Source organism: Kordiimonas gwangyangensis DSM 19435 = JCM 12864 (assembly GCF_000375545.1).
GTDB lineage: Bacteria > Pseudomonadota > Alphaproteobacteria > Sphingomonadales > Kordiimonadaceae > Kordiimonas > Kordiimonas gwangyangensis.
Map to the genome: position 1 here is coordinate 599,639 of NZ_AQXF01000003.1, position 20,618 is coordinate 620,256.

Consider the following 20,618-nt stretch of genomic DNA (forward strand, 5'->3'; position numbering starts at 1 on the left):
TATGGCCATCTTTCTGAGAATTCTTCTACTGTCGCTGCCGGTGATTGCGGTGCTTGCATGGCTGCGTTGGCGCATGAAAGAAGACAAGACTGAGGAAGCCCGTGCCGCTGACCTTGCCAAACTGCAGAAAACGCTGATTGCGCTTGTGGCGACCGGCCTGCTTGCTGGCGTGGGCCTCAAGCTGGTTGATGACCGCATGGGCGACCCGCGCACAAGATACATTCCGCCGCACAGCGAAAACGGGCAGGTTGTACCGGGCCGGTTTGTGCCGGAGGAAGAGAGCGAGCCTGCGCAAGAACTCCCGGGGGAGGAGGAAGGCGAAGATAACAGTGGTCAAAATTGACGCTGACTGGCTAAAGCGCCCCGGCATTAAACGCATTGTTGAGTGCCTCGGGGCTGAGAATATCCGTTTCGTGGGCGGCGTGGTACGCGACACCCTTATAGGCCGCAAGGTGCACGATATTGATGCCGCCACGGTCCATACACCTCATGAGGCCACCAAACTATTGGAAGCCTGCGATATCAAGGTGATTCCTACGGGAATTGACCATGGTACCGTGACCGCTATCGCAGATAGCGCGAAGGTGGAAGTCACCACCCTCCGGCAGGATATGGAAACCGACGGCCGCCGCGCGGTTGTTGCCTTCACTGATAACTGGAAAGCTGACGCAGCCCGGCGCGACTTTACTTTCAATGCGCTCTATCTGAGTGCGGACGGCACCTTGAATGACCCATTTGACGGCATAAAAGACCTGAAAGCCGGTCGCGTGCGCTTCATTGGGAACGCCGAGACCAGGATTGAAGAAGACGCGCTGCGCATCCTGCGTTTCTTCCGCTTCCACGCATGGTACGGCAAGGGACAGCCTGATGAGACTGGGCTTGCGGCCTGCAAGCAGAAGGTCGTGCTTCTGAAGGCCTTGTCGGCAGAGCGGGTGCGGGACGAACTGCTTAAGCTCATAGCTGCGCCAAAGCCCATGGAGGCCCTGACGGCACTTGAGCGCACGGGCGCGACCGCCGTGTTGCCGCTGGGTACGCTCAATAGTGTTCGTCTTCAGCACTACATCGACAACGAAGACCGTTTTGAATTTAAGCCTGATGCGATTTTGCGTCTCTCGGCGTGGCTGGCGCTGGAGCCGGAAGCGGTCCCCATATTCGCGAAACGCTTTCGATTGTCAAAAAAGCAGCGGGAACAGATGCTTGCGGTGGTGACCGCCTTGCATGCGACGGCTCCTGCCACGCCGGAAGCGCTGCATGCCTTCATATACCAGTATGGGAATGACGCTGCAAAGTGTGCGCTTTTTGTGCAGGAAGTGTGCGGCGAAGCACTGGTTCAAACCTTGAAGGATTGGCCGGTGCCGGAGTTTCCCCTGAAGGGCGGCGACCTTATCGCTGCGGGCGTGGATGCAGGTCCAGCTGTCTCGAAATTGATGAAACAGCTGGAACAGGATTGGGTCGCGAGTGATTTTTCCCTCTCGCGCGATGAGCTTTTAAAGCGCGTCTGAGTTAGGCGGATTGGGCGAGGATCTCCTCCTCAACGGCGCTCAGCCTGTCTTTGCCGAAGAAAAGCTCATCACCTACAAAGAAGCTGGGTGCACCAAACACGCCGCGCGCGACTGCCTTTTCGGTGTTCTCTAACAGGGCGGCTTTCACGCCCGCGTCCTGCGCGCCTTCAAGAATCGCACTTGCGTCAAGTCCGCTCTCAGCAAGGGCAGCCATGATCACGTCAGGCTCATCCATTTTCTTGGGCTCTTCCCACATGTGGTGCATCACCGCATCCATATAGGCGGGCAGCAAGTTCTGCTGCCGGGCAAAGATCGCACCGCGCATCAGGTGCAGGGTGTTGACCGGGAAATGCGGATTCATCTTGAACGCTGTCAGGCCGTGTTTGCTGATGAAACGGCGCATTTCCAGCATCTCATAGGCCATTTTGCCCTTCACGCCAGCGAACGCGACAGCTGGTGAGGAGTTGCCGGTGGCCTTGAAGATGCCGCCCAGAAGCACCGGCACATAGTCAAAGCGCACACCGGTGCGTTCCTCGATGCCGGGCAACACCTTCCATGCGAGGTAACTGTTAGGGCTGCCGAAATCGAACAGGAATTCACATTTGACCATGGTTTCCTCCTTAAAATTTTTCGCCGTAGGGGCGGATATCAAGCTCGTGGGTCCAAGCGCTACGGGGCTGGGTGTGAAGCTGCCAGTAGGTTTCGCCCACGGCCGCGGGGTCGAGCAGGTCATCCGGCCCAAGCTTACCCAGTGCGTCTGCGCCCTGGCGTTCGGTGATCATGCCGCGCACCCATTCGGTATCGACCGCCGCATCGATGATCAGGTGCGCTACATGGATGCCCTTTGGCCCAAGCTCTCGTGCCATGGACTGTGCGATGCCGCGCAGGCCGAATTTGGCGCTGGCAAAGGCTGCGTAGCCTGCGCCGCCCCTCAGGCTCGCTGTCGCGCCGGTGAAAAAGATTGAGCCACTGCCTGCCGGTATCATATGCCGTGCTGCTTCCCGGCCAGCGAGAAAGCCTGAATAACACGCCATCTCCCACACTTTGCGGAACACACGTTCGGTCGTATCGAGGATGGGGAACTGCACGTTTGCACCAATATTGAAGATGGCGGCGGATAAGGTGTCTGCGGCTGCCGCATCCGCCATGAAGACGGTGACTTCATCCTCTTTGCGGGCATCGAGGGCGCGGATATCGCACCGGCCACCCATGGATTCGATTTCAGCCTTAAGGGGCGCCAGCTTGTCGCCATTCCTGCGACCCGCGAAGACCGTGTATCCCTCCCGCGCGAAGCGCAGCGCAATGGCACGCCCGATAAAGTCACCGGCACCCACAATGGCGCATATCTTTTTTGAACTCACTGAACCCTCCCGTTCATCAGCATGATAGACATCATGTAGATTAATATGATAATCATCATGCAGATGGTCAAGGTGAATCAGGAACTCAGTTATGGGCTACTCGCAGGCGCAGAAAAAAGAGAACCACGAGCGGATCGTGTCTATCGCCGCCACCCGCTTCCGCGAAGCGGGGCTTGATGGGCTTGGTGTTGCGGCAATCATGAAAGAAGCAGGGCTGACCCATGGCGGCTTTTATGCGCACTTCGGTTCGCGCGATGACATGGTGGCACAAGCGCTTGAATTTGCCTTTCAGGAGGACGAGGAACGGCTATCCCGCGCTATGGGCCGCAGGGGAGGGCCGTCGCTTGATGCTTTCCTTGAGGTATATCTCTCGCCCGCGCACCGCGACACGCCGGGGCAGGGCTGCACATTGGCGGCGGTAGCCTGTGAAGCGGCTCGTAAAGACGAGACCGTAAAGCGTCTATTCCAAAATCGTATTGAGACCTATGCCATCAAGCTTGCGCCTCAGCTTGGCCTGACGGAGGAGCAGATGCTGATGGTACTGAGCACCGTTGCAGGCGCGCTCGTGCTATCACGCACGGTGGAGGATAGCGCAATGTCCGACCGTATTCTGGAGGGTGCACGGCATCAGCTTCGCGCCTGCTTTGCGGAACAAAAAAAAGGCGGGAAAGCCCCGCCTTCTTCAATGTATTCAGTTGCTTGAGGTGCCTATTAGCTGCCCTTGTTCAGCTTTTTGTCCTGCCAGTATTTGGTTCCGTGCAGGGACGCCTGCAGCATCAAACCACCATCGGTGAACTGATAGACGCTGACCTTCTTGCGTACGGATGCGGCTTCGCCGATCTCGCCACCTTTGTCGCCAGTGCGGGCAGCCGCGTCAGCTTCACCTGTCATGTCCCAGCCGTGGTCGATAAAGTCTTCAAGCGCATCGCGGCTATGGAAGATGAACACGGCACGGAAATCCTTGATGCCAAGGCCGATGCCAACGGCAGCGGTTGCCATTTTCATGTAGGTGTCCTTGCCGGTTTTTGCGTCACGGACCACGCCGCGACCACCGCCACCACCGAGGAGGAAAATCTGCACACCAACGTTTGAGAAGACGGCATAGCCTTCCGCATCGTCAATCTCGGCGCGGGCTTGCGGGCGCTGGTCGAACAGCTCTGCCAGTACCTGCTCACGCATGGTGAGGATTTTTTCGCGTTTTTCTGCCGTGCTGGCCGCGGTGGCAGGAAATGCCAATGCGATGATAAGCAACAGGCCACTCATGATTCTTGCAGTCATTTACTTCCCTCTGCCTGAATGGGGCTTCCCATGAAAGCCGAAACTACTGAAATGTCTTGCGGGTCAAAATTGGCATAAGTTTGACCGCCTGTCGATTGAAAGCGGTCTTAAAAGGCGTTTGCAGCCAAGGCAATAACGATATAACGCCCCGCCTTGCCCAAGGTGGTCAGAACAAGGAAAGGCAGGAAACGCATCCGAAAGATGCCAGCCACAAAGGTTAGCGGGTCGCCAATAATAGGCAGCCATGCGAACAGCAAGGTAGGGTAGCCGTAGCGTTCAAAAAGTCGTGTTCCGCGCTCGATCTGCCGTGGGGAGAAGGGAAACCATCGGCGGTCTTGGTATACAAGCGCCCGTCCGCCGAGCCACCAGTTGAGAATGGAGCCGAGCACATTGCCAAGCGTGGCAACGGCAATAAGCAACACAGACTCGCCGTTCCCGGATGCGATCAGCGACGCAAGCGCCACTTCCGAAAAGGCGGGCAGCAAGGTTGCCGCTACAAAGGCATTCAGGAAAAGCCCGAGATAGAGCAGGACCTCAGGCGAGATCAGGGCCATTTGGCTTCGGGCGGCAGCGACATCAGGATGGCTTCCACATTGCCACCTGTCTTGAGGCCGAATGTGGTGCCGCGGTCATAGACCAGATTAAATTCTGCATAGTAGCCGCGGTATTCAAGCTGGGTCTCGCGCTCTTCCGCCGTCCATTCTTCATTCATGTGACGACGCACAAGGGCAGGGTAAATCTCGTTGAACGTGCGGCCAACGTCCTGGGTGAAAGCAAAATCTGCGTCCCAGTCGCCGGTCGCGAGGCGATCATAGAAAATGCCGCCTTCACCGCGGGCGCGGTTGCGGTGTGGGATATAGAAATATTCGTCGCACCATTTTTTAAAGCGCTCGTAATAGTCCGGACCATGGCGGTCACAGCTTGCTTTGAATGCGGCATGGAAATCCGCGGTGTCTGTGGCGTTTGGAAGGGGCGCGTTAAGGTCAGCGCCGCCGCCGAACCAGCTTTGGGTGGTGGTGATGAAACGGGTGTTCATGTGCACGGCAGGCACCCGCGGGCTGTTCATATGCGCGACAAGGCTGATTCCCGTGGCGAAAAAGCGCGGGTCTTCCTCGGCGCCCGGAATGCTTTTGGCAAATTCCGGCGTGAAGGTGCCGTGGACGGTAGAAATGTTCACGCCAACCTTCTCGAACACGCGACCGCCGCGCATGATGGACATGGTGCCGCCCCCCCCTTCGGCGCCATCACCCTGATTGGTGCGGTCCCAGCTCTTGCGCTCAAAGCGGCCGGGCGCGCGGTCTTTGAGCGGGCCGGCGTTGTCATCTTCAATGGCTTCAAAGCTGGCGCAGATCTGATTCCTGAGGTCGAAGAACCACTCGGCGGCTTTTTGTTTTTTTACTTCGATATCCATTACCCGTTTCCTTCTGTGCCGGATCGTGTCTGCCTTAATGCTTCACCTAAAACCATCGCCATTGAGACCGCAACATTGAGTGAACGCGCACCTGCTGCCATGGGAATCGTCACCCGTGCGTCCGCGCTCTCATGAACATAGTCCGGCGCCCCGGTCGATTCACTACCAACCACCAGAATATCATCGGGGTTGAAACTGAACGCGGTGTAGGGTTCAGGTGACTTTGTCGTCAAGAGGACGAGACGTTTTCCCAAAGCCTTTCTTGCCGCATTGAAGCTATCAAAGTCCATATGGTGATGCAGCTCCACAAGGTCGGCATAATCCATGGCGGAACGCCGGAAAGCCTTGTGGGAAAAGGGGAAGCCGCAGGGCTCGATAACGTGCGCCGGTACCCCCATGCAGGCAGCAAGGCGAAGCATGGTTCCCGTGTTCTGGGGCTGGTCCGGTTCAAAAAGCGCTATTTCCATGGCGCGCAAGCTACCGACGTTGATGCGCCGATGCAACGACGACCACAACTTCTTAACTTTTTTCGGCCATTTTTTTGGTCAGATGGAGGATAAACCCTTGCCTCTTAACGCGCGTCCGACTAAACCAATCCCAATTCGCTGGGCAGGGGCTGTCCGGCGGTCGAGTTTATGGTGAGCTGCTGTGCGGCCTTGTGCCGCAGGGATTTGCCACCATGCAGAGGTAGAACTACGTTCGGGAATCAAACGACTGATCGCCTTTCGCATCACGTTCCTGTCAGGGAAGATTAGATGAGCACTATCAACGAGACTATCGAAGCTGAAGATGGCGCCACGCGGCGCGACTTTCTTCACGTGGCAGCTGCCGGTATGGCCGGCGTAGGCGCCGTAATGGCGGCTTGGCCTTTCATTGACCAGATGAACCCGGCAGCGGATACGCTGGCGCTTGCATCTGTCGAAGTAGACCTCAGCGCTATCGGCGTTGGTGAAGCGGTCATCATCAAATGGCGCGGCAAGCCTGTGTTTGTCCGTCACCGTACGGAAGCCGAGATTGAGGCTGCCCGCGCGGTTCCGATGGACGTGCTGGTCGACAAACAGCCTGACGCGGAACGTGTTCAGGAAGGCCATGCTGAATGGCTGGTGGTTCTGGGTGTATGTACCCACCTCGGTTGTGTGCCGCTCGGCACCAAAGAGGGCGATGACCGCGGCGATTTCGGCGGTTGGTTCTGCCCGTGCCACGGCTCGCACTACGACACGGCTGGCCGTATCCGCAAGGGCCCGGCGCCGAAGAACCTCGAAGTGCCGACTTACGCCTTCGTCAACGATACAACGCTTCAGATCGGTTAAGGGGGCACCTCATGGCTGAATGGAATGCTGCAAAACCCAAAAATGCTGTCGCTGCATGGGTTGAAGAACGCCTGCCGATCCTTTCGCTGGTGAACAATGTTGTGGGTGTCGATACGCCGACGCCGCGCAACTTGAACTACTGGTGGAACTTCGGTTCGCTCGCGGGCCTTATGCTCGTTGTTCAAATCATTTCCGGTGTTGTGCTCGCAATGCACTACACCCCGCACACCTCGCTCGCGTTCGACAGTGTCGAGCGCATCATGCGTGATGTGAACTATGGCTGGCTCATTCGCTACATGCATGCGAACGGCGCAAGCTTCTTCTTTATCGCTGTGTACACCCACATTTTCCGCGGCCTTTATTACGGTTCATACAAAGCCCCGCGTGAGCTTCTGTGGATGCTCGGCGTTGTGATCTTCCTCCTCATGATGGCAACCGCTTTCATGGGCTACGTTCTCCCATGGGGCCAGATGTCCTTCTGGGGTGCGACTGTGATCACCAACCTCTTCTCCGCGATCCCTGTTGTGGGCGAAAGCATTGTGACCCTGCTGTGGGGTGGCTTCTCGGTTGATAACCCAACTCTGAACCGCTTCTTCAGCCTGCACTATCTGCTGCCGTTCGTGATTGCAGGTGTTGTAATCCTTCACCTCTGGGCGAAGAAAATCTCGGACAGCGGCAATCCGCTTGGTATCGACGTGAAGTCGAACGCTGATCAGATCCCGTTCCACCCGTTCTACACGATCAAGGACGCGTTTGGTGCCGGTGTATTCTTCTTTGTCTTCGCGGCATTCATCTTCTACATGCCGAACGTGCTCGGCCACCCGGATAACTATATTCCGGCTGACCCGATGGTAACGCCTGCGAGCATCGTGCCGGAATGGTACTTCCTGCCGTTCTACGCAATCCTGCGCTCCATCACGTTCGATATCGGCATTCCGTTCACGGATATCGTGTTCATCCCGGCCAAGCTTCTTGGTGTTCTGGCGATGTTTGCATCGATCCTCGTGTGGCTGTTCCTGCCGTGGCTTGACACCTCGAAAGTTCGCTCGGGCAAGTTCCGTCCGACCTTCCGCTGGTTCTTCCTCTTCCTCGTGATTGACATGTTTGTCCTCACGGTTGTTGGTGGCAAGAAGCCTGAAGGTATCTGGCCGCTCGTGGGTCTGATCGGTACGGCATACTATTTCGCGTACTTCCTCGTGATCCTGCCGCTCCTCGGCAAGATCGAGAAGACGCTGCCGCTGCCGGAAAGCATTGCCAATCCGGTCGTAAAAGCTGCCGAGTAAGGGGATCAACGATGAAACTTGTTAAAAACATTGCGATTGCCCTGACGGCGGCTGTAGGCCTCGCAGGTGCTTCGTTCGCAGCCGGTGCCGCAAAGCACCCGATGCAGCTTGAGTGGTCCTTCGAAGGTCCGTTTGGCCAGTTCGACATGCAGTCTGCACAGCGCGGCTGGCAGGTCTACAAGCAGGTTTGCTCGAACTGCCACAGCCTCAAGTACTTCCACTTCCGTAACCTTGCTGACCTTGGTTACGAAGAGGACATGATCAAGGCTTGGGCCGCTGAATACACTGTTATCGACGGTGTCGACGATGCGGGTGACCCGAAAGAGCGTCCGGGCCTGCCGCAGGACGTTTTCCCGGCACCGTTCCCGAACCCTGAGGCTGCTGCGGCATCCAACGGTGGCGCGGTTCCGCCAGACCTTTCGCTGATGTCGAAAGCTCGTCATGACGGTCCGAACTATATCTACAGCCTGCTGACCGGCTATGAGGATGCTCCGGCCGATCACGAGATGCCAGCTGGCAAGAGCTACAACCCGTATTTCCCGGGTGGTGCAATCTCCATGGCGCCGCCGCTTGCTGAAGGTGTTGTCGACTATGAAGACGGTACCGCTGCAACGGCTGAACAGATGTCGAAAGACGTTGTGATGTTCCTGACCTATGTGGCTGAGCCGAAGCTCGTTGACCGTCACCACATGGGCCTCAAGGTTCTTATGTTCCTCGGTATCCTCACGATTGTGCTTTATCTCTCGATGAAGAAGATCTGGAAGCCGATCAAGTCTGGCCGCAACGTCTACGAAGACAAATAAGCTTCAGGCTAAATACTTACATCAAGGGCTGCCCATCGGGCGGCCCTTTTTGTTTGGCGAAGTGCTCGTCATTCGCTAGGCTTCCAGCAGGCAATAATCGGGGGATCAATCATGCTTAAATCACTGGTGCTCGCAGCAGCATTTCTTGGGGCAAGTGTTGGCGCACAGGCGGAAAACGCGCAAGCCAAGCTGCCTTTCTCGAAGGCCGTACGTGTCGGCAATATGCTCTATCTTTCGGGCGAGCTGGGCGCGAAGCCGGGTACGATGGAATTGGTGCCAGGCGGTATCGGCCCCGAGACCCGACAGACGATGGAAAACATCAAAGCAACGCTTGAGGCCAATGGCTCCGACATGGACCATGTGGTCAAATGCCTCGTGATGATGGCCGACATCAAGGAATGGGCCGCGATGAACGAGGTGTATCGCACCTATTTCACCGACAAGTTCCCCGCCCGCAGCGCCATGGGCGCATCGGGTCTCGCGCTCGGTGCGCGGGTCGAGATCGAATGCATGGCAACAGTGAAACACTAGCGCCAAGCTCTCGTAGCAACCTTTTAAGGCGTGCTTTAGTGGCGCGCCTTTTTGCTATTTTGCTGAGAGAACATCGATGCTCGCAAGCGCCTGCAGGTATTCCTCAAGCGCGGCGCGGTCGACGGCGTAAAACTCGGCCACCAGCATGGTGTAAATCTCGCGCACGCTACGGCTGCCATCAACGTAGTTCAGTGCCTCATAGGCCATCTCGTGCCCGCGTAGGCCGTTTGGTAGCTTGAGGGCGGCAAGCTTCTCTGCACCTAGTTTATCCGCGATATAGGAATAGCCGAAACCGTTCATGGTGCCCTTGAGGTCAGGGTTGCGCCGGTAGACAGTGCCCTGGGGTGTATTCGAAGCCTGTGCGCCTTCAAGCGCCATCACTGCGGCAGTGAACTCGGTCAGTGGGGTAGTGTCTGCCTTGGGGGCATAGCCCTTGATGCTTCGTGTGATACGCAGCTCTGTAAGCCAGTGCCCGAGGCGCGCTTCTGCTTGTGTCTCTGCCGAATGGTTTGACCACTCGCTCATCACTTCTGCAAGGCGCGCGACAGCCGCGGGGCGCTCAAGCGCTAGCAGGGCACCCGCGTCGTCGTCGTCAAGGTTTGCGAGCACAGCAGCCTGCACTGCGCCAATGAAGGCCGCACGTTTCAGCTTGGTGGGGTCGATATTGGCTGCGACATCCTTTGTGGTGTGAATGTAGCGGTCCGGCCAGTCGTGCATATAGGTGACCGGAATGCCCCAGCTACCGGCAGCAAACACATCATGGTCGCTGCCCATGTCGAGCCATTCGTGTTGCGCGAGCAACGGTTCACGCCCACCTTCAGGTGAGAAAAGCGGGAAGGCGGTGTCCTCGCCGCTCGCGAATGCGAGGGTATGCTCGTTCACAAAATCAGTGATGGCCCATGCGATATCGCCGGAGACGTCCGCAGTGCTTTTCGGGCCGCGCGATACGCGGAATACGGCCTTGGTCTCCGGCCCGCCGCCGACCATATCCATATGGATCACATGTTTGGTGCGTTCCCCGAGTTCTGGGTATGCGTTCAGAAGAATGAGTGTCGCTTCAATCTCGGACGGCCACAGGAAGCGGATGGTGCGCTTCGGGGCGGGCAGCGCGCCGGAATCGGTCAGGCGTTTGAGTGTGCGCGCCGCCTCGAGGATGGACACACAGCCGCTGGCGTTGTCGTTAGCTCCGGGGCGGGGGTGATCAAGGTGGCAACTGAAGGTGATTTCCTCGTCCGCAAGCTTCGGGTCACTGCCGGGAATGGTGGCGGTGACGATGCGGTATTCACCTTCCTCGCGCACGGCATCCACCTTGGCGTGGAACCGGATGCTCTCCCCCTTGGCGAGGCGCACTTGCAGCGCACGAGCTTCACCAAGGCTTGTCATGAAGGCAAAGGCGGGCTCATCGCGGAAGGAGGACAGATGCCCCCAGCGTACGAGGCTGTCGTCAAGCTGCCACCATGCCGATTTCTGGTTTGCGGCGTAGGAGAGGATACCAGCAGCACCATATTTCCGCAGTGCCAGCGCCTCAACCGCGCCCGGCTGGCTTGAGGTCAGCACAATCTTGCCCTTGATGTCCTTGCCTGCGTAATCGTCTTCAGTGACGCCGCGACCAATATCCACGAGCTCAGCTGTCACGTCTGCGCTGTCGCTATCCTGCGCGAGGGTGAGGGGTCTTGCCTCCCAGTCGCCCAGCTTGCGTATACGTGTGCCATCCTCTGTCACTTCCCAAAGTTCGGCGAAGCTCACATTCCAGGCCGGGCGGGATTTCTGCGTGCCGTACATGCTTTTGCCGTCGGCAGGCAGGCTGAAGATATCCACCGTCTCGAAGCCGTAGGACTGCAGCTTGCGAATGACCACTTCACCGGCCTTGTCAAACTGCGCACTGGCGCGGGTACGGTGATAGAGCGTGATTTCATCAAGGCTGCGCTTTGCGGTGACGCCTGAGACTTCCTCGGCGATCTGCTTGAGTGTTGCTTCCGGTATGAGCGGGGAGAGGCTGTCTGCGTGTACCGGTGTGCCTGCGATCACGGCAGCTAGTGCAATTGCGGATGTAACGTTGAACAGATGCCGTTTCATGAGATTTCCCCTCCGTGTTTGAAGGGGAGCTTAGGCCTGCCACATACGCCCGGCAAGGCACAATAAGACCTAGCCGCGGCTGAAAGCTGAACTGATGCGTTTCAGATAGTCCGCCAGCGCTGCCGCTTCCTCAGCCCTGAGTACTTTGTCGAAGGTCTCATTGATGCTGCCAAAGGGACCTGCGATCGCATCAAGTGCTGCACGCCCGCTGTCGGTTATCTCCAGCAGCCACGCACGGGCGTCATCCTTGTCGCGGTGACGGGTGACATAACCCAGCTTCATCAAGCGGCGGATCATGGCGGTCACGGCTGATTCGTTCTGGCCAAGGGCGTCCGCCACTGTGCGTTGGGTGACCCGCTCCTCACTGGTGAGCAGCGACAGCACCGCCGCTTGCGCCGTGGTCAGCTCAGCCCCGTCCAAAAGCGCGCGGTCAGCCTGCTTTTTCACATGGTGGGCGGCAAGCTGCAGGTGGAGATAGAGCCTGTGGTTCGATGCTGACATGGCGGCACTCTAGCAACTTGATTTTGGAAACAGTAGCAGCTAATACTACACTAGTGAAGCATTAGTGAGGATAAAGACAATGGCTGCAATTGATGTATGGGCACAGGTCACCACAGAACGCATGGCGCGGGAGCCTTGGATGGCAACTTTGCTGCGCTGGACCGGGCGGGAAGGTGAGGTCATTGTGCCCACCATTGCGGACACCATTGCCGCGATGGATGCTGCAGGGGTGGACATAGCGTTCCTTTCTGCATGGCATGGCCCGCGCGGCTCGCTGATCAGCAACGATGAGGTCGCAGCGCAGATCGCGGAAGCGCCGGACCGCTTCCGGGGCCTCGCGACGGTTGATATCTCAAACCCGATGGAGGCGGTGCGTGAAATCAGGCGCGTGGTGGACGGCAAAACATTTGTTGGCGTGCGCCTCGTGCCGTGGCTTCTGGACCTGCCGCCGAATGACCGGCGCTACTACCCGGTCTATGCGGCCTGTGTGGATGCTGGGGTCCCGTTCTGTACACAAATCGGGCACACCGGGCCTTTATGCCGGTCGGAGCCGGGGCGGTTAATCCCTTACCTTGATGATGTGTTGCTGGATTTCCCGGAGCTGAAGGTGGTGGGCGGCCATGTTGGCTTCCCGTGGATCGACGAAGTGGTGTCACTGGCGCTCAAATACCCGAATTTCTATGTGGATACGTCTGCCTATGCGGTGCACCGTCTGCCGGATGATCTGGTCAAGTTCATGAAAGGGCCGGGTGGCAAGCGGGTGATGTTCGGAACCAACTGGCCGATGCTGTCGCCAGCGCAGTGCTTGAAAGCGCTCGACAGCCTTGGCCTCACGGATGAAGGCAAGTTCAACTTCCTTGAAGGTAACGCACGGCGGGTGTTCGGGCTTTAGCCCTTGATGTGTTTGCCGGTGCCGTCGCCCTTTGGCTGCCAGCGGCGGGCACGGTTCTCTGCCATTTTTTTGGTGACCTCATTTGTGAGGTCGAGGCCGTTCAGCTCCAGAAGGCGGTAGAGAAGAATAGCGATATCGGCGGTTTCCTTGCCGATCTCGGTTTGGTTGCCGGCTTCGGTCGCCTCAAGCAGTTCTTCCATTTCCACCATGGCGCGGCGGACAAGGACCGAATGCTCAGTCACCGGGCCGAAGGTTTCCTCGGCCCAGGCTGTTACGGATTTCTGGGTCTCACTCACTGGAAGCGAGGACCGAACGTACGTCAAAGTCCGTATCGTTCTTGGCGATGACTTCCGAGAGCTCGCCGTTATGAATGTCGAACAGAAGGCCCTGAAGCGATAGCTTTCCGGCCTTTACCCGTTCGGTCACGAAGGGGAAGGTCTTCAGGTTCTGGATCGAGAGATAGACTGCAGCACGTTCTAGCATGCGCTTGCGGGCGGACGGTTTCTCGTTCGCAAAATTATCGTGGTCGCGCAGCCAGTTGTGGAGCGGGCGCATCCATTGGCCGACAAAGCTGTCTTCCGGCACGTTGCGGTCAATCACGCTTGCGACACCGCCACAGCCTGCGTGGCCCATCACAACGATATTATCCACCTCCAGCGCGGTCACGGCAAACTCAATCGCGGCGGAGGTGCCGTGATAGCCTTTGTCATTCTCGTATGGCGGTACCATGGCGGCTACGTTGCGAACTACAAACAGGTCGCCGGGGCCAGCGCTCAGGATATCCTGAACGATCACACGGCTGTCTGAACAGGTGATAACTAGCGTATGCGGGGTTTGGCCGTAGGTAGCCAGATCCTGGTAGAGTTCCCGGTCACGCTCATAAGCGCCTTCGCGGAAAGTGCGATAACCGGCGCGAAGTCTTTCGTCGATGGTCATGATCTCTGTTCCTTTTTTTCATCTATGTGGCAGAACAGAGCCTTGGAGCCAACGATTAATTTCTTATCTGGCGAATTGGTATGCCTTCATGCGGTCTTCGCAAGGCTCCTGGTGCTTTGCCCCCGGCGGTTCTGGGCATAACTTATGGGCCTTTGTCATTTTTGCGCGGCCCGGCATGCGCTGGAAGTCGCGCACAAAACCCTCAGGCGTACCTGCGCCGAGGTCAAGATATGCAAGGTGTTTGATGCTTGTCGCGGCGACACTTCGCTCCGCGCGGATACCCACATCGGTAGCCGGCTTTCGGTCGAGTCCGAAAACCACAAGGTAGCGCGGCACACCTTCATCGTCGGTCGCAGGTAGATGCATGGTATAGTGCATATACTGATTGCCCGTGGTCGAGGTCACAAGGTCGCAGATATAGGCCGCGCAGGGCAGGGAGAAGATATTATCGTGAAAGCGTTTTATCGCGCCGAGGAACGCCTGCGGGACTGACGCGTAGTAGTTCTGGCCCATCGCATCGAAGCCTGCGTTGCGCTCAAACCCGCTGCCTGCGTAGGCGAGATACATCTCGTCCACACTGCGGCGTTCGCCGATGCAGGTTTGGTGTAGCAGTTCGCCGAATGTCGCGGGGGTAATATCTTTCTTGCGCGGGATCAGTGGGTGGGCATGCCTGGGCAACTGTTGCCAGCACCGTTGGAATTGGTCAAATTCCGGCTCGATAGAGAACACGTTACATCCGCCCTTCAGCTACGCTTTTTGCGCGATGACCCCCATATGTGCTGAAGTTCGTATTCTTGCCGTTAAAGATTAAAAAATAGTTTTTGAAGCGGTCTCACACCGTGACAGTTGATGTCATCGATGGAATTCAAAGTTTTCTATGCGGGCAGCGGGGGCGCCGACGCCGAGGTCGAGGTAGTGCATGTCCTTGATATTGGCGCGTCCAATACTGGCAAGCGCTCGTTCATCCTCGGTCGCGAACGGCTTGCGCGCCTGACCATATACGAGGAGGAAGCGAACGTGACCATCCTCATCCACGAGCGGATACTGGACAGATTCGTATAGGTACCGGCTGCCAGACGGCGTGGTGACCACATCACCTACAAAGGCACCGCATGGGGTCCCCAGTATATAGGCATGAAACACGGACATGGGTTTCACGAACTCTGGCGGCAGGAGGTCATAGTAGTTCATGCCGGTCACTTTCAGACCGGAGATGCGCTCAAGCCCGCTGCCATAAAACAGCACAGTCATATTGAGGTGCCCGACCTGTTCGGCGAGGCCGATGTTCTGAATCATTTCACCGAAATGCGCTGGCGTAACGTCCTTGCGGCAAGGCAGGAGCTTGTGGGCTCGTCGTGGCAGGGCTTGCCAGAGCTTCTGAAAGCTATCGAATGATGCGCCGAGTTTGAATGACATGGATTTCCTTCCCGGCACCTATATTGCGCCGACTGTGCCGGGTTTTCAATCGGGTTGGGGGAGGTGGGTGCTTAAAGCCCGACGGCTTGCACAGTAAAGTCCACGATTTTCTGCTTTGGCGCGCCAGAGCCAAGGTTCAGGTAAAACATGTCCTTGATGTTGGCGGGGCGGTGGCTGGCGTCCGTCCGGCTACCGATGTCATCGTATGGCTTTCGCGCAAGCCCGCAACCAACGAGGTAGCGCACAAAGCCCTTTTCATCCACCATTGGCAACTGAAGGGTGTGGTGAATATAGGACGCACCCTTTGTGGTATGAATGACGTCGGCAATGTAAGCGCCGCACGGTGTGCCGAGCAAGTTGCGGTGAAACGCCTTCATCGGCTTGATGAAAGAGGGCGGCAGCATCTCATAATAGTTTCGTCCCGTAACGGGGAAACCGGCATTGTGTTCAAACACACTACCTGCAAAGAGGATGCGAAAATCTTCAGGCGATTTACGCTCGGCGATCGCCATGAATTGCAGGAACTTGCCAAACTGAACCGGGGTAATGTCCGCCTTGCACGGCAACAGGCTATGCTTGCGCCGGGGCAGGGCCTTCCAGAGCGAGAAGAACTCGTCAAATTCGGGATTAAGCTCAGTGGACATGATGGGCTGAAGTTCCTTTCATGCCCATCATGACCGCTTCTTGATTACTTTTCAATCTGACGTAGTACGGTGTCGCGTTCTTCAGCATCGACGATGTTGAGAAGTACCTCCCAGAAGCCGGCAACAGCTTCGGGGCCTGCACGCTTGTAGGCCTCGGCCACGCGGTCGCGCTGGGTGGCAAACAGCTCTTTCTCGAATGCCTGTCCCTTGTCGGTGAGGTATAGAAGGCGCTGCCTGCGGTCCTCAAGCCCTGACTCCTGGGTGATGTATCCGTCTTCCACCAATTGACCCAGTACACGGGACAGGCTCTGTTTGGTGATGCGCAGCAGGGACAAAAGGCCCGATACAGTCGTGCCGGGGTTGCGGCCGACAAAATACAGGACACGGTGATGGGCCCGGCCGAAACGGGATTCGGCCAGGATCTCGTCTGGATCACGGGTAAAATCGCGGTACGCGAAATACAGAAGCTCGACGCCTCGTCGCAGCTCCTCCTCCCGCAAATATAAATTCGAGTGCGGTAGTTTTCTTTGCATTTTTGCTCAGTTGAATTTATGTCAGTGTTGTTGACATAATATCGACACAATGTTACACCGATCAAGCAAAAAGCGACATTTTCTTATTTGTTAGGCGTTTTTGGAGAATAGAAATGGCAAGTGCGCCCTATAACGACCGCGATGGCTGGATGTGGATGGATGGAGAGTTTCTCCCCTGGCGCGAGTGCAATGCACACGTGCTGACCCACGCTCTGCACTATGGCGGCGCAGTATTTGAAGGCCAGCGTGCCTACAACGGCACCATCTTCAAACTGAAGGAACATACGGAGCGCCTGTTCGCATCCGCAAAAATCCTCGGTTACGAGATCCCCTACACCCCGGAGCAGATCAACGAAGCCTGTAAAGAGCTTCTTGTGAAGAACAATCTTGTCAACGCTTACTGTCGCCCTGTCGCTTGGCGTGGTAGCGAGATGATGGGCGTGAGCGCGCAGAACAACACCATCCACACAGCAATCGCAGTGTGGGATTGGCCGTCATATTTCTCTCCTGAAGCGCGCCTCAAGGGCCTGCGCCTCGATATCTCCACATGGCGCCGCCCGGCACCGGATACGGCGCCAACCAACGCCAAAGCGTCTGGCCTTTATATGATCTGCACCATGTCCAAACATGCGGCGGAGAAGAAGGGCTATGATGACGCGCTGATGTTCGATTATCGCGGTCAGGTTGCTGAAGCGACCGGCGCGAACATCTTCTTCGTGCAGGACGGCGAACTTCACACACCGAAGCCTGATTGCTTCCTCAACGGCATCACGCGCCAGACGGTGATTGAGCTTGCGAAGAAGCGCCAGATCAAGGTTGTTGAGCGCGCGATCATGCCGGACGAGCTTGCTGGTTTCGAGCAGGCGTTCCTCACCGGTTCCGCGGCTGAAGTAACGCCGCTCTCCGAGATCGGGCCGTACAACTTTGAAGTTGGTGAGATGACCAAGACGCTGATGTTTGATTACGACGCGCTGGTAAAAGGGAAAGCCTGATTGGCTTTCCCGGATGCTGCGCCGCTTAGCTCAGCATCTTCGATTCTTTGATCGCGCGCACGAGGTCGCTCAAGGCATCGCGTACGTTTGCGTTCGGAAGAGTGTCCAGTTCAGGGATGATGAGGTCCATTTCGGTAATTTTACCGGAGAGGATCTCGTCCCCCGACGGCAGACCCTCATAAAAATACCCTACATTTGTGTGCATGATGTGCGCAAGAAGATAGAGGCGGCCCGCGCTTATGCGGTTCAGCCCACTCTCGTATTTTTGCACCTGCTGGTAGGAAATGCCGAGAATATTGGCAATGTCCTGCTGGGAGAGGTCCAGCGTCCTGCGGCGGTCCCGAAGGCGGCGGCCAACATGCTTGTCGATAAGATCTGCCTTGCGGGCCGAAAGGTCCAGCAGATGCTCCTCATTTTCGTCAATTTTTCTGCCCATAGCTTTTGCTCCAGTTTTGCCGATGGGATTCTCCGTTGGCGCTAGCGAGTTACTATGCTAGAGAATTCGCGAACGCCAATGTGGCCAGGTATCTCCTTCTTGTAGTTGGTGAAAATATACCATTGGTTGCATAGTTAGAAGATTATAACCTTATGGGGGAAATGCAAGGGGACATTTCGCCCATCACGGGAGTGACGGACTGCCATGACAGCAAATTGGCTGAAGATATCTGTAATGAGTGCGATGGTGCTGGGTGTTGCTGCGTGCAGTTCCAAGGATGACGAAGACCGTTATGTCGCGCGGGATGTTGAGGTGCTTTATAATCTCGCTCAGGACAATCTGGCGAAGAAGCGCTACAAGTTTGCTGCTGCCGCCTTCGACGAGGTTGAGCGCCAGCACCCCTATTCGGTATGGGCCCGTCGTGCGCAGCTTATGGCTGCCTATTCGCACTATATGACCAACTCCTATGACGACGCGATCCTCGCGGCGCAGCGCTTCCTGCAGTTGCACCCGGGTAACCGTAGCGCACCCTACGCCTACTATCTGATCGCGCTTTGCCATTATGAGCAGATTTCGGACGTCGGGCGCGATCAGCAAAAAACGCTCGACGCGGAAAGCTCCCTCGTGGAGGTGATCCGTCGTTACCCGAACAGCGATTATGCCAAGGACGCCAAGCTCAAGCTTGACCTGACGCGCGATCACCTCGCGGGCAAGGATATGGAAGTTGGCCGTTTCTACCAGAACCGCCACGAGTATCTGGCGGCGGAAACCCGCTACCGCGCGGTGATTGAGAAGTACCAGACCACAAGCCACGCGCCTGAGGCGCTGCACCGTCTGGTGGAGATTTATCTGTCGCTGGGTATTGATGACGAAGCCAAGATGGCGGCCGCCGTGCTGGGCCGGAACTTCCCGGGCAGCAAATGGTACCGCTACAGCTATGCGCTTCTGAGCGGCAAGGATATGGTGCCGGAAGTGAAAGAGTCGTCCTGGCTCAGCAAAATCTGGCCGTTTTAATCAATCAAGGGGGGCGCGATGCTGACCAGTCTCAGCATTCGTGACATTGTTCTGATCGATAAGTTGGACCTGTCGCTTGCGGCAGGTCTTACGGTTTTGACCGGTGAAACGGGGGCCGGCAAGTCCATCCTGCTTGACAGTCTTGGCCTCGCGACCGGCGCCCGCGCCGACCGCGCGCTTGTGCGCTTGGGGCAAGAGAAGGGTACGGTCACGGCCGCATTCTCCGTGACGCCCGGACATCCCGCCTGCGCGCTCCTCGACGAACAGGGCATGGACGCGGGCGATGGTGAGATCATCCTCCGCCGCCAAATTACATCAGATGGCCGCAGTCGTGCCTGGGCGAATGACCAGCCCGTCAGCCAAGGCACACTCTCTGATCTCGGTGCGCTTCTTGTTGAAGTGCACGGCCAGCATGATGACCGCGGCCTCCTTGATGCCAGCGCACACCGCGCGCTCCTTGATGCCTTCGGCGGTTACGGCACTGATATCAAAGCTGTGGCAGCGGCTCATGAAGCCAAGCGTGCGACGGAAAAGGCGCTTGCTAAGGCCGAACGTGAGCTCGCGGAAGCGCGCCGCGATGAAGAGTTTCTGGCCCACGCGGTGGACGAGCTTAAATCCCTGAACCCGCTACCGGGGGAAGAGACCGAGCTATCCGACCGGCGCAGCCTGATGATGCAGGGCGAAAAGCTTGCCGAAGACCTCGGTGGCTATCAGGAAGCATTGGCGGCAGACGGCGGCGTGGACGCAGTTGTGCGCGGCGTACTCCGCCGTATGGAGCGCACGGATGCCGAGATGGCGCGCCTTCTCACGCCCGTGATGGAAGCGCTCGACCGCGCGGCTATTGAGCTTGGCGAAGCTGTATCGGCGCTTGATGATCTGGCGCGCAATCTTGAATTTGATCCGCTGGAGCTTGAGCGCACCGAAGAACGCCTCTTCGAAATCCGCCGCCTTGCCCGCAAACATAACTGCCAGCCCGATGACCTCGCTGCAATGCGCGATGAGCTTGAGGCCCGGCATACGGCGCTTGAGGCAGGGGACGAGACAGTCAAAAAGCTCCGCGCTGAGATGAAAGCTGCGGCCGCTGCCTATATCACTGCCGCAAAAGCATTGAGCGCCAAACGGGTGTCAGCAGCCAAGCGGCTCGATGAGCTCGTGATGGCTGAGCTGCCGCCCCTCAAGCTCGAGAAAGCTATTTTCCGCACTGCGGTTGAGGAGCTGCCGGAGGCCGAATGGTCATCGCTCGGCGCAGATCGTGTCAGCTTTGAGGTGAAAACCAACCCGGGCACGCCTTTCGGTCCACTGGTGAAAATCGCCTCGGGTGGTGAGCTGGCGCGGTTTATCCTCGCGCTTAAGGTCGTGCTCGCGAAAGACTCGAGCGTACCGGTGATGGTCTTTGATGAAGTGGACCGCGGTATTGGTGGTGCGACCGCAAGTGCGGTAGGCGAACGGCTCAAGCGCTTGTCGGAAGGTGCACAGGTGCTTGTGGTGACCCACAGTCCGCAAGTGGCTGCACGCGGCGATTGCCAGTTCCAGATCGCCAAGGGTGATGTGGACGGTGAAACCCGCACCAATGTGGGTAAACTGACACAAGATGAGCGGCGGGAAGAAATTGCGCGTATGCTGGCAGGTGAGGTCATCACCAACGAAGCCCGCGCCGCTGCCGATAAACTGCTAACAGCGACACAATAGGATCATAGCC

Annotated in this window: 26 protein-coding genes; 11 read left to right on the plus strand and 15 right to left on the minus strand. The window is 57.4% G+C overall.

Annotated features, from left to right (window positions below):
- Position 1 precedes the first annotated feature (1 nt).
- Together B150_RS23315 and B150_RS0111130 are read left to right on the plus strand one after the other, a co-directional pair.
- Positions 2–343 (plus strand): hypothetical protein, encoded by a 342-nt coding sequence (locus tag B150_RS23315; RefSeq protein WP_020400004.1) that lies wholly within the window; start codon positions 2–4, stop codon positions 341–343.
- Positions 330–1,502, plus strand: coding sequence for a CCA tRNA nucleotidyltransferase (locus tag B150_RS0111130; RefSeq protein WP_020400005.1), 1,173 nt, complete (start codon positions 330–332; stop codon positions 1,500–1,502). Before B150_RS23315 ends, B150_RS0111130 begins: the two co-directional genes overlap by 14 nt.
- A gap of 1 nt (position 1,503) precedes the next feature.
- Here the strand turns inward: B150_RS0111130 and B150_RS0111135 are convergent, their stop codons facing one another.
- Complete coding sequence (locus tag B150_RS0111135) at positions 1,504–2,112, minus strand: 2-hydroxychromene-2-carboxylate isomerase (RefSeq protein WP_020400006.1); 609 nt, start codon at positions 2,110–2,112, stop codon at positions 1,504–1,506.
- A gap of 10 nt (positions 2,113–2,122) precedes the next feature.
- Positions 2,123–2,863, minus strand: a complete 741-nt coding sequence (locus B150_RS0111140) for an SDR family NAD(P)-dependent oxidoreductase (protein WP_020400007.1) — start codon at positions 2,861–2,863, stop codon at positions 2,123–2,125.
- Positions 2,864–2,954: 91 nt separating this feature from the next.
- Here B150_RS0111140 and B150_RS20720 point away from each other — a divergent pair, with 91 nt between their 5' ends.
- Complete coding sequence (locus tag B150_RS20720; RefSeq protein ID WP_020400008.1) at positions 2,955–3,566, plus strand: TetR/AcrR family transcriptional regulator; 612 nt, start codon at positions 2,955–2,957, stop codon at positions 3,564–3,566.
- 8 nt (positions 3,567–3,574) lie between these two features.
- On the opposite strand, the gene B150_RS0111150 is transcribed toward B150_RS20720, so the two are convergent.
- The 4 genes from B150_RS0111150 to B150_RS0111165 form a co-directional block, all read right to left on the minus strand.
- Positions 3,575–4,141 carry a lipid-binding SYLF domain-containing protein gene (locus tag B150_RS0111150; RefSeq protein WP_025896633.1) on the minus strand — a complete coding sequence of 189 codons (567 nt, stop codon included), beginning with the start codon at positions 4,139–4,141 and terminating at the stop codon, positions 3,575–3,577.
- Positions 4,142–4,248: 107 nt separating this feature from the next.
- Positions 4,249–4,695 carry a YqaA family protein gene (locus B150_RS0111155; protein ID WP_020400010.1) on the minus strand — a complete coding sequence of 149 codons (447 nt, stop codon included), beginning with the start codon at positions 4,693–4,695 and terminating at the stop codon, positions 4,249–4,251.
- Positions 4,686–5,552 carry an oxygen-dependent coproporphyrinogen oxidase gene (gene hemF, locus B150_RS0111160; protein WP_020400011.1) on the minus strand — a complete coding sequence of 289 codons (867 nt, stop codon included), beginning with the start codon at positions 5,550–5,552 and terminating at the stop codon, positions 4,686–4,688. Before hemF ends, B150_RS0111155 begins: the two co-directional genes overlap by 10 nt.
- Positions 5,552–6,019 carry a tRNA (cytidine(34)-2'-O)-methyltransferase gene (locus B150_RS0111165; RefSeq protein ID WP_020400012.1) on the minus strand — a complete coding sequence of 156 codons (468 nt, stop codon included), beginning with the start codon at positions 6,017–6,019 and terminating at the stop codon, positions 5,552–5,554. The genes hemF and B150_RS0111165 overlap by 1 nt, the downstream gene beginning before the upstream one ends.
- Before the next feature lie 288 nt (positions 6,020–6,307).
- Between B150_RS0111165 and petA the strand changes: the two genes are divergently transcribed.
- The 4 genes from petA to B150_RS0111185 all read left to right on the plus strand — a co-directional run bounded on the left by petA (position 6,308) and on the right by B150_RS0111185 (position 9,479).
- Positions 6,308–6,862 carry a ubiquinol-cytochrome c reductase iron-sulfur subunit gene (gene petA / locus B150_RS0111170; RefSeq protein ID WP_020400013.1) on the plus strand — a complete coding sequence of 185 codons (555 nt, stop codon included), beginning with the start codon at positions 6,308–6,310 and terminating at the stop codon, positions 6,860–6,862.
- Between the two features lie 11 nt (positions 6,863–6,873).
- A complete protein-coding gene (locus tag B150_RS0111175) occupies positions 6,874–8,145 on the plus strand; it encodes a cytochrome b (protein ID WP_020400014.1) in 1,272 nt (423 codons plus the stop codon).
- Positions 8,146–8,156: 11 nt separating this feature from the next.
- A complete protein-coding gene (locus B150_RS0111180; RefSeq protein WP_020400015.1) occupies positions 8,157–8,948 on the plus strand; it encodes a cytochrome c1 in 792 nt (263 codons plus the stop codon).
- Between the two features lie 111 nt (positions 8,949–9,059).
- Positions 9,060–9,479 (plus strand): RidA family protein, encoded by a 420-nt coding sequence (locus tag B150_RS0111185; protein ID WP_020400016.1) that lies wholly within the window; start codon positions 9,060–9,062, stop codon positions 9,477–9,479.
- Between the two features lie 54 nt (positions 9,480–9,533).
- On the opposite strand, the gene B150_RS0111190 is transcribed toward B150_RS0111185, so the two are convergent.
- Positions 9,534–11,555: a M28 family peptidase gene (locus tag B150_RS0111190; RefSeq protein WP_020400017.1), complete on the minus strand. Its 2,022-nt coding sequence runs from the start codon at positions 11,553–11,555 to the stop codon at positions 9,534–9,536.
- Positions 11,556–11,624: 69 nt separating this feature from the next.
- Positions 11,625–12,056 carry a MarR family winged helix-turn-helix transcriptional regulator gene (locus tag B150_RS20725; protein WP_020400018.1) on the minus strand — a complete coding sequence of 144 codons (432 nt, stop codon included), beginning with the start codon at positions 12,054–12,056 and terminating at the stop codon, positions 11,625–11,627.
- 79 nt (positions 12,057–12,135) lie between these two features.
- On the opposite strand from B150_RS20725, the gene B150_RS0111200 reads away from it, so the two are divergent.
- Positions 12,136–12,948 carry an amidohydrolase family protein gene (locus B150_RS0111200; RefSeq protein ID WP_020400019.1) on the plus strand — a complete coding sequence of 271 codons (813 nt, stop codon included), beginning with the start codon at positions 12,136–12,138 and terminating at the stop codon, positions 12,946–12,948.
- Here the strand turns inward: B150_RS0111200 and B150_RS0111205 are convergent.
- From B150_RS0111205 to B150_RS0111230, 6 genes are all read right to left on the minus strand, one after another.
- Complete coding sequence (locus B150_RS0111205; protein ID WP_020400020.1) at positions 12,945–13,244, minus strand: pyrophosphohydrolase domain-containing protein; 300 nt, start codon at positions 13,242–13,244, stop codon at positions 12,945–12,947. The two genes, B150_RS0111200 and B150_RS0111205, sit on opposite strands and share 4 nt — an antisense overlap.
- The gene (locus B150_RS0111210) at positions 13,237–13,884 is read right to left on the minus strand and encodes a carbonic anhydrase (protein WP_020400021.1); all 648 of its coding nucleotides are present in this window, start codon (positions 13,882–13,884) and stop codon (positions 13,237–13,239) included. The genes B150_RS0111205 and B150_RS0111210 overlap by 8 nt, the downstream gene beginning before the upstream one ends.
- 63 nt (positions 13,885–13,947) lie before the next feature.
- On the minus strand, positions 13,948–14,562 hold the full coding sequence (locus tag B150_RS0111215; RefSeq protein WP_155860030.1) for a hypothetical protein: 615 nt from the start codon (positions 14,560–14,562) through the stop codon (positions 13,948–13,950).
- 174 nt (positions 14,563–14,736) lie between these two features.
- Positions 14,737–15,300: a hypothetical protein gene (locus B150_RS0111220; RefSeq protein ID WP_020400023.1), complete on the minus strand. Its 564-nt coding sequence runs from the start codon at positions 15,298–15,300 to the stop codon at positions 14,737–14,739.
- A 71-nt stretch (positions 15,301–15,371) separates the two neighbouring features.
- Positions 15,372–15,944, minus strand: coding sequence for a PAS domain-containing protein (locus tag B150_RS0111225; protein WP_020400024.1), 573 nt, complete (start codon positions 15,942–15,944; stop codon positions 15,372–15,374).
- 44 nt (positions 15,945–15,988) lie between these two features.
- Positions 15,989–16,477: a MarR family winged helix-turn-helix transcriptional regulator gene (locus B150_RS0111230; protein WP_025896643.1), complete on the minus strand. Its 489-nt coding sequence runs from the start codon at positions 16,475–16,477 to the stop codon at positions 15,989–15,991.
- A gap of 113 nt (positions 16,478–16,590) precedes the next feature.
- On the opposite strand from B150_RS0111230, the gene B150_RS0111235 reads away from it, so the two are divergent.
- On the plus strand, positions 16,591–17,469 hold the full coding sequence (locus B150_RS0111235; RefSeq protein ID WP_020400026.1) for a branched-chain amino acid aminotransferase: 879 nt from the start codon (positions 16,591–16,593) through the stop codon (positions 17,467–17,469).
- A gap of 25 nt (positions 17,470–17,494) precedes the next feature.
- On the opposite strand, the gene B150_RS0111240 is transcribed toward B150_RS0111235, so the two are convergent.
- Positions 17,495–17,905 (minus strand): helix-turn-helix domain-containing protein, encoded by a 411-nt coding sequence (locus B150_RS0111240; RefSeq protein ID WP_020400027.1) that lies wholly within the window; start codon positions 17,903–17,905, stop codon positions 17,495–17,497.
- 204 nt (positions 17,906–18,109) lie between these two features.
- Here B150_RS0111240 and B150_RS20730 point away from each other — a divergent pair, with 204 nt between their 5' ends.
- Both B150_RS20730 and recN read left to right on the plus strand, forming a co-directional pair.
- The gene (locus B150_RS20730) at positions 18,110–18,919 is read left to right on the plus strand and encodes an outer membrane protein assembly factor BamD (protein ID WP_035921476.1); all 810 of its coding nucleotides are present in this window, start codon (positions 18,110–18,112) and stop codon (positions 18,917–18,919) included.
- Positions 18,920–18,937: 18 nt separating this feature from the next.
- The gene (gene recN / locus B150_RS0111250) at positions 18,938–20,608 is read left to right on the plus strand and encodes a DNA repair protein RecN (RefSeq protein ID WP_020400029.1); all 1,671 of its coding nucleotides are present in this window, start codon (positions 18,938–18,940) and stop codon (positions 20,606–20,608) included.
- Positions 20,609–20,618: the final 10 nt, after the last annotated feature.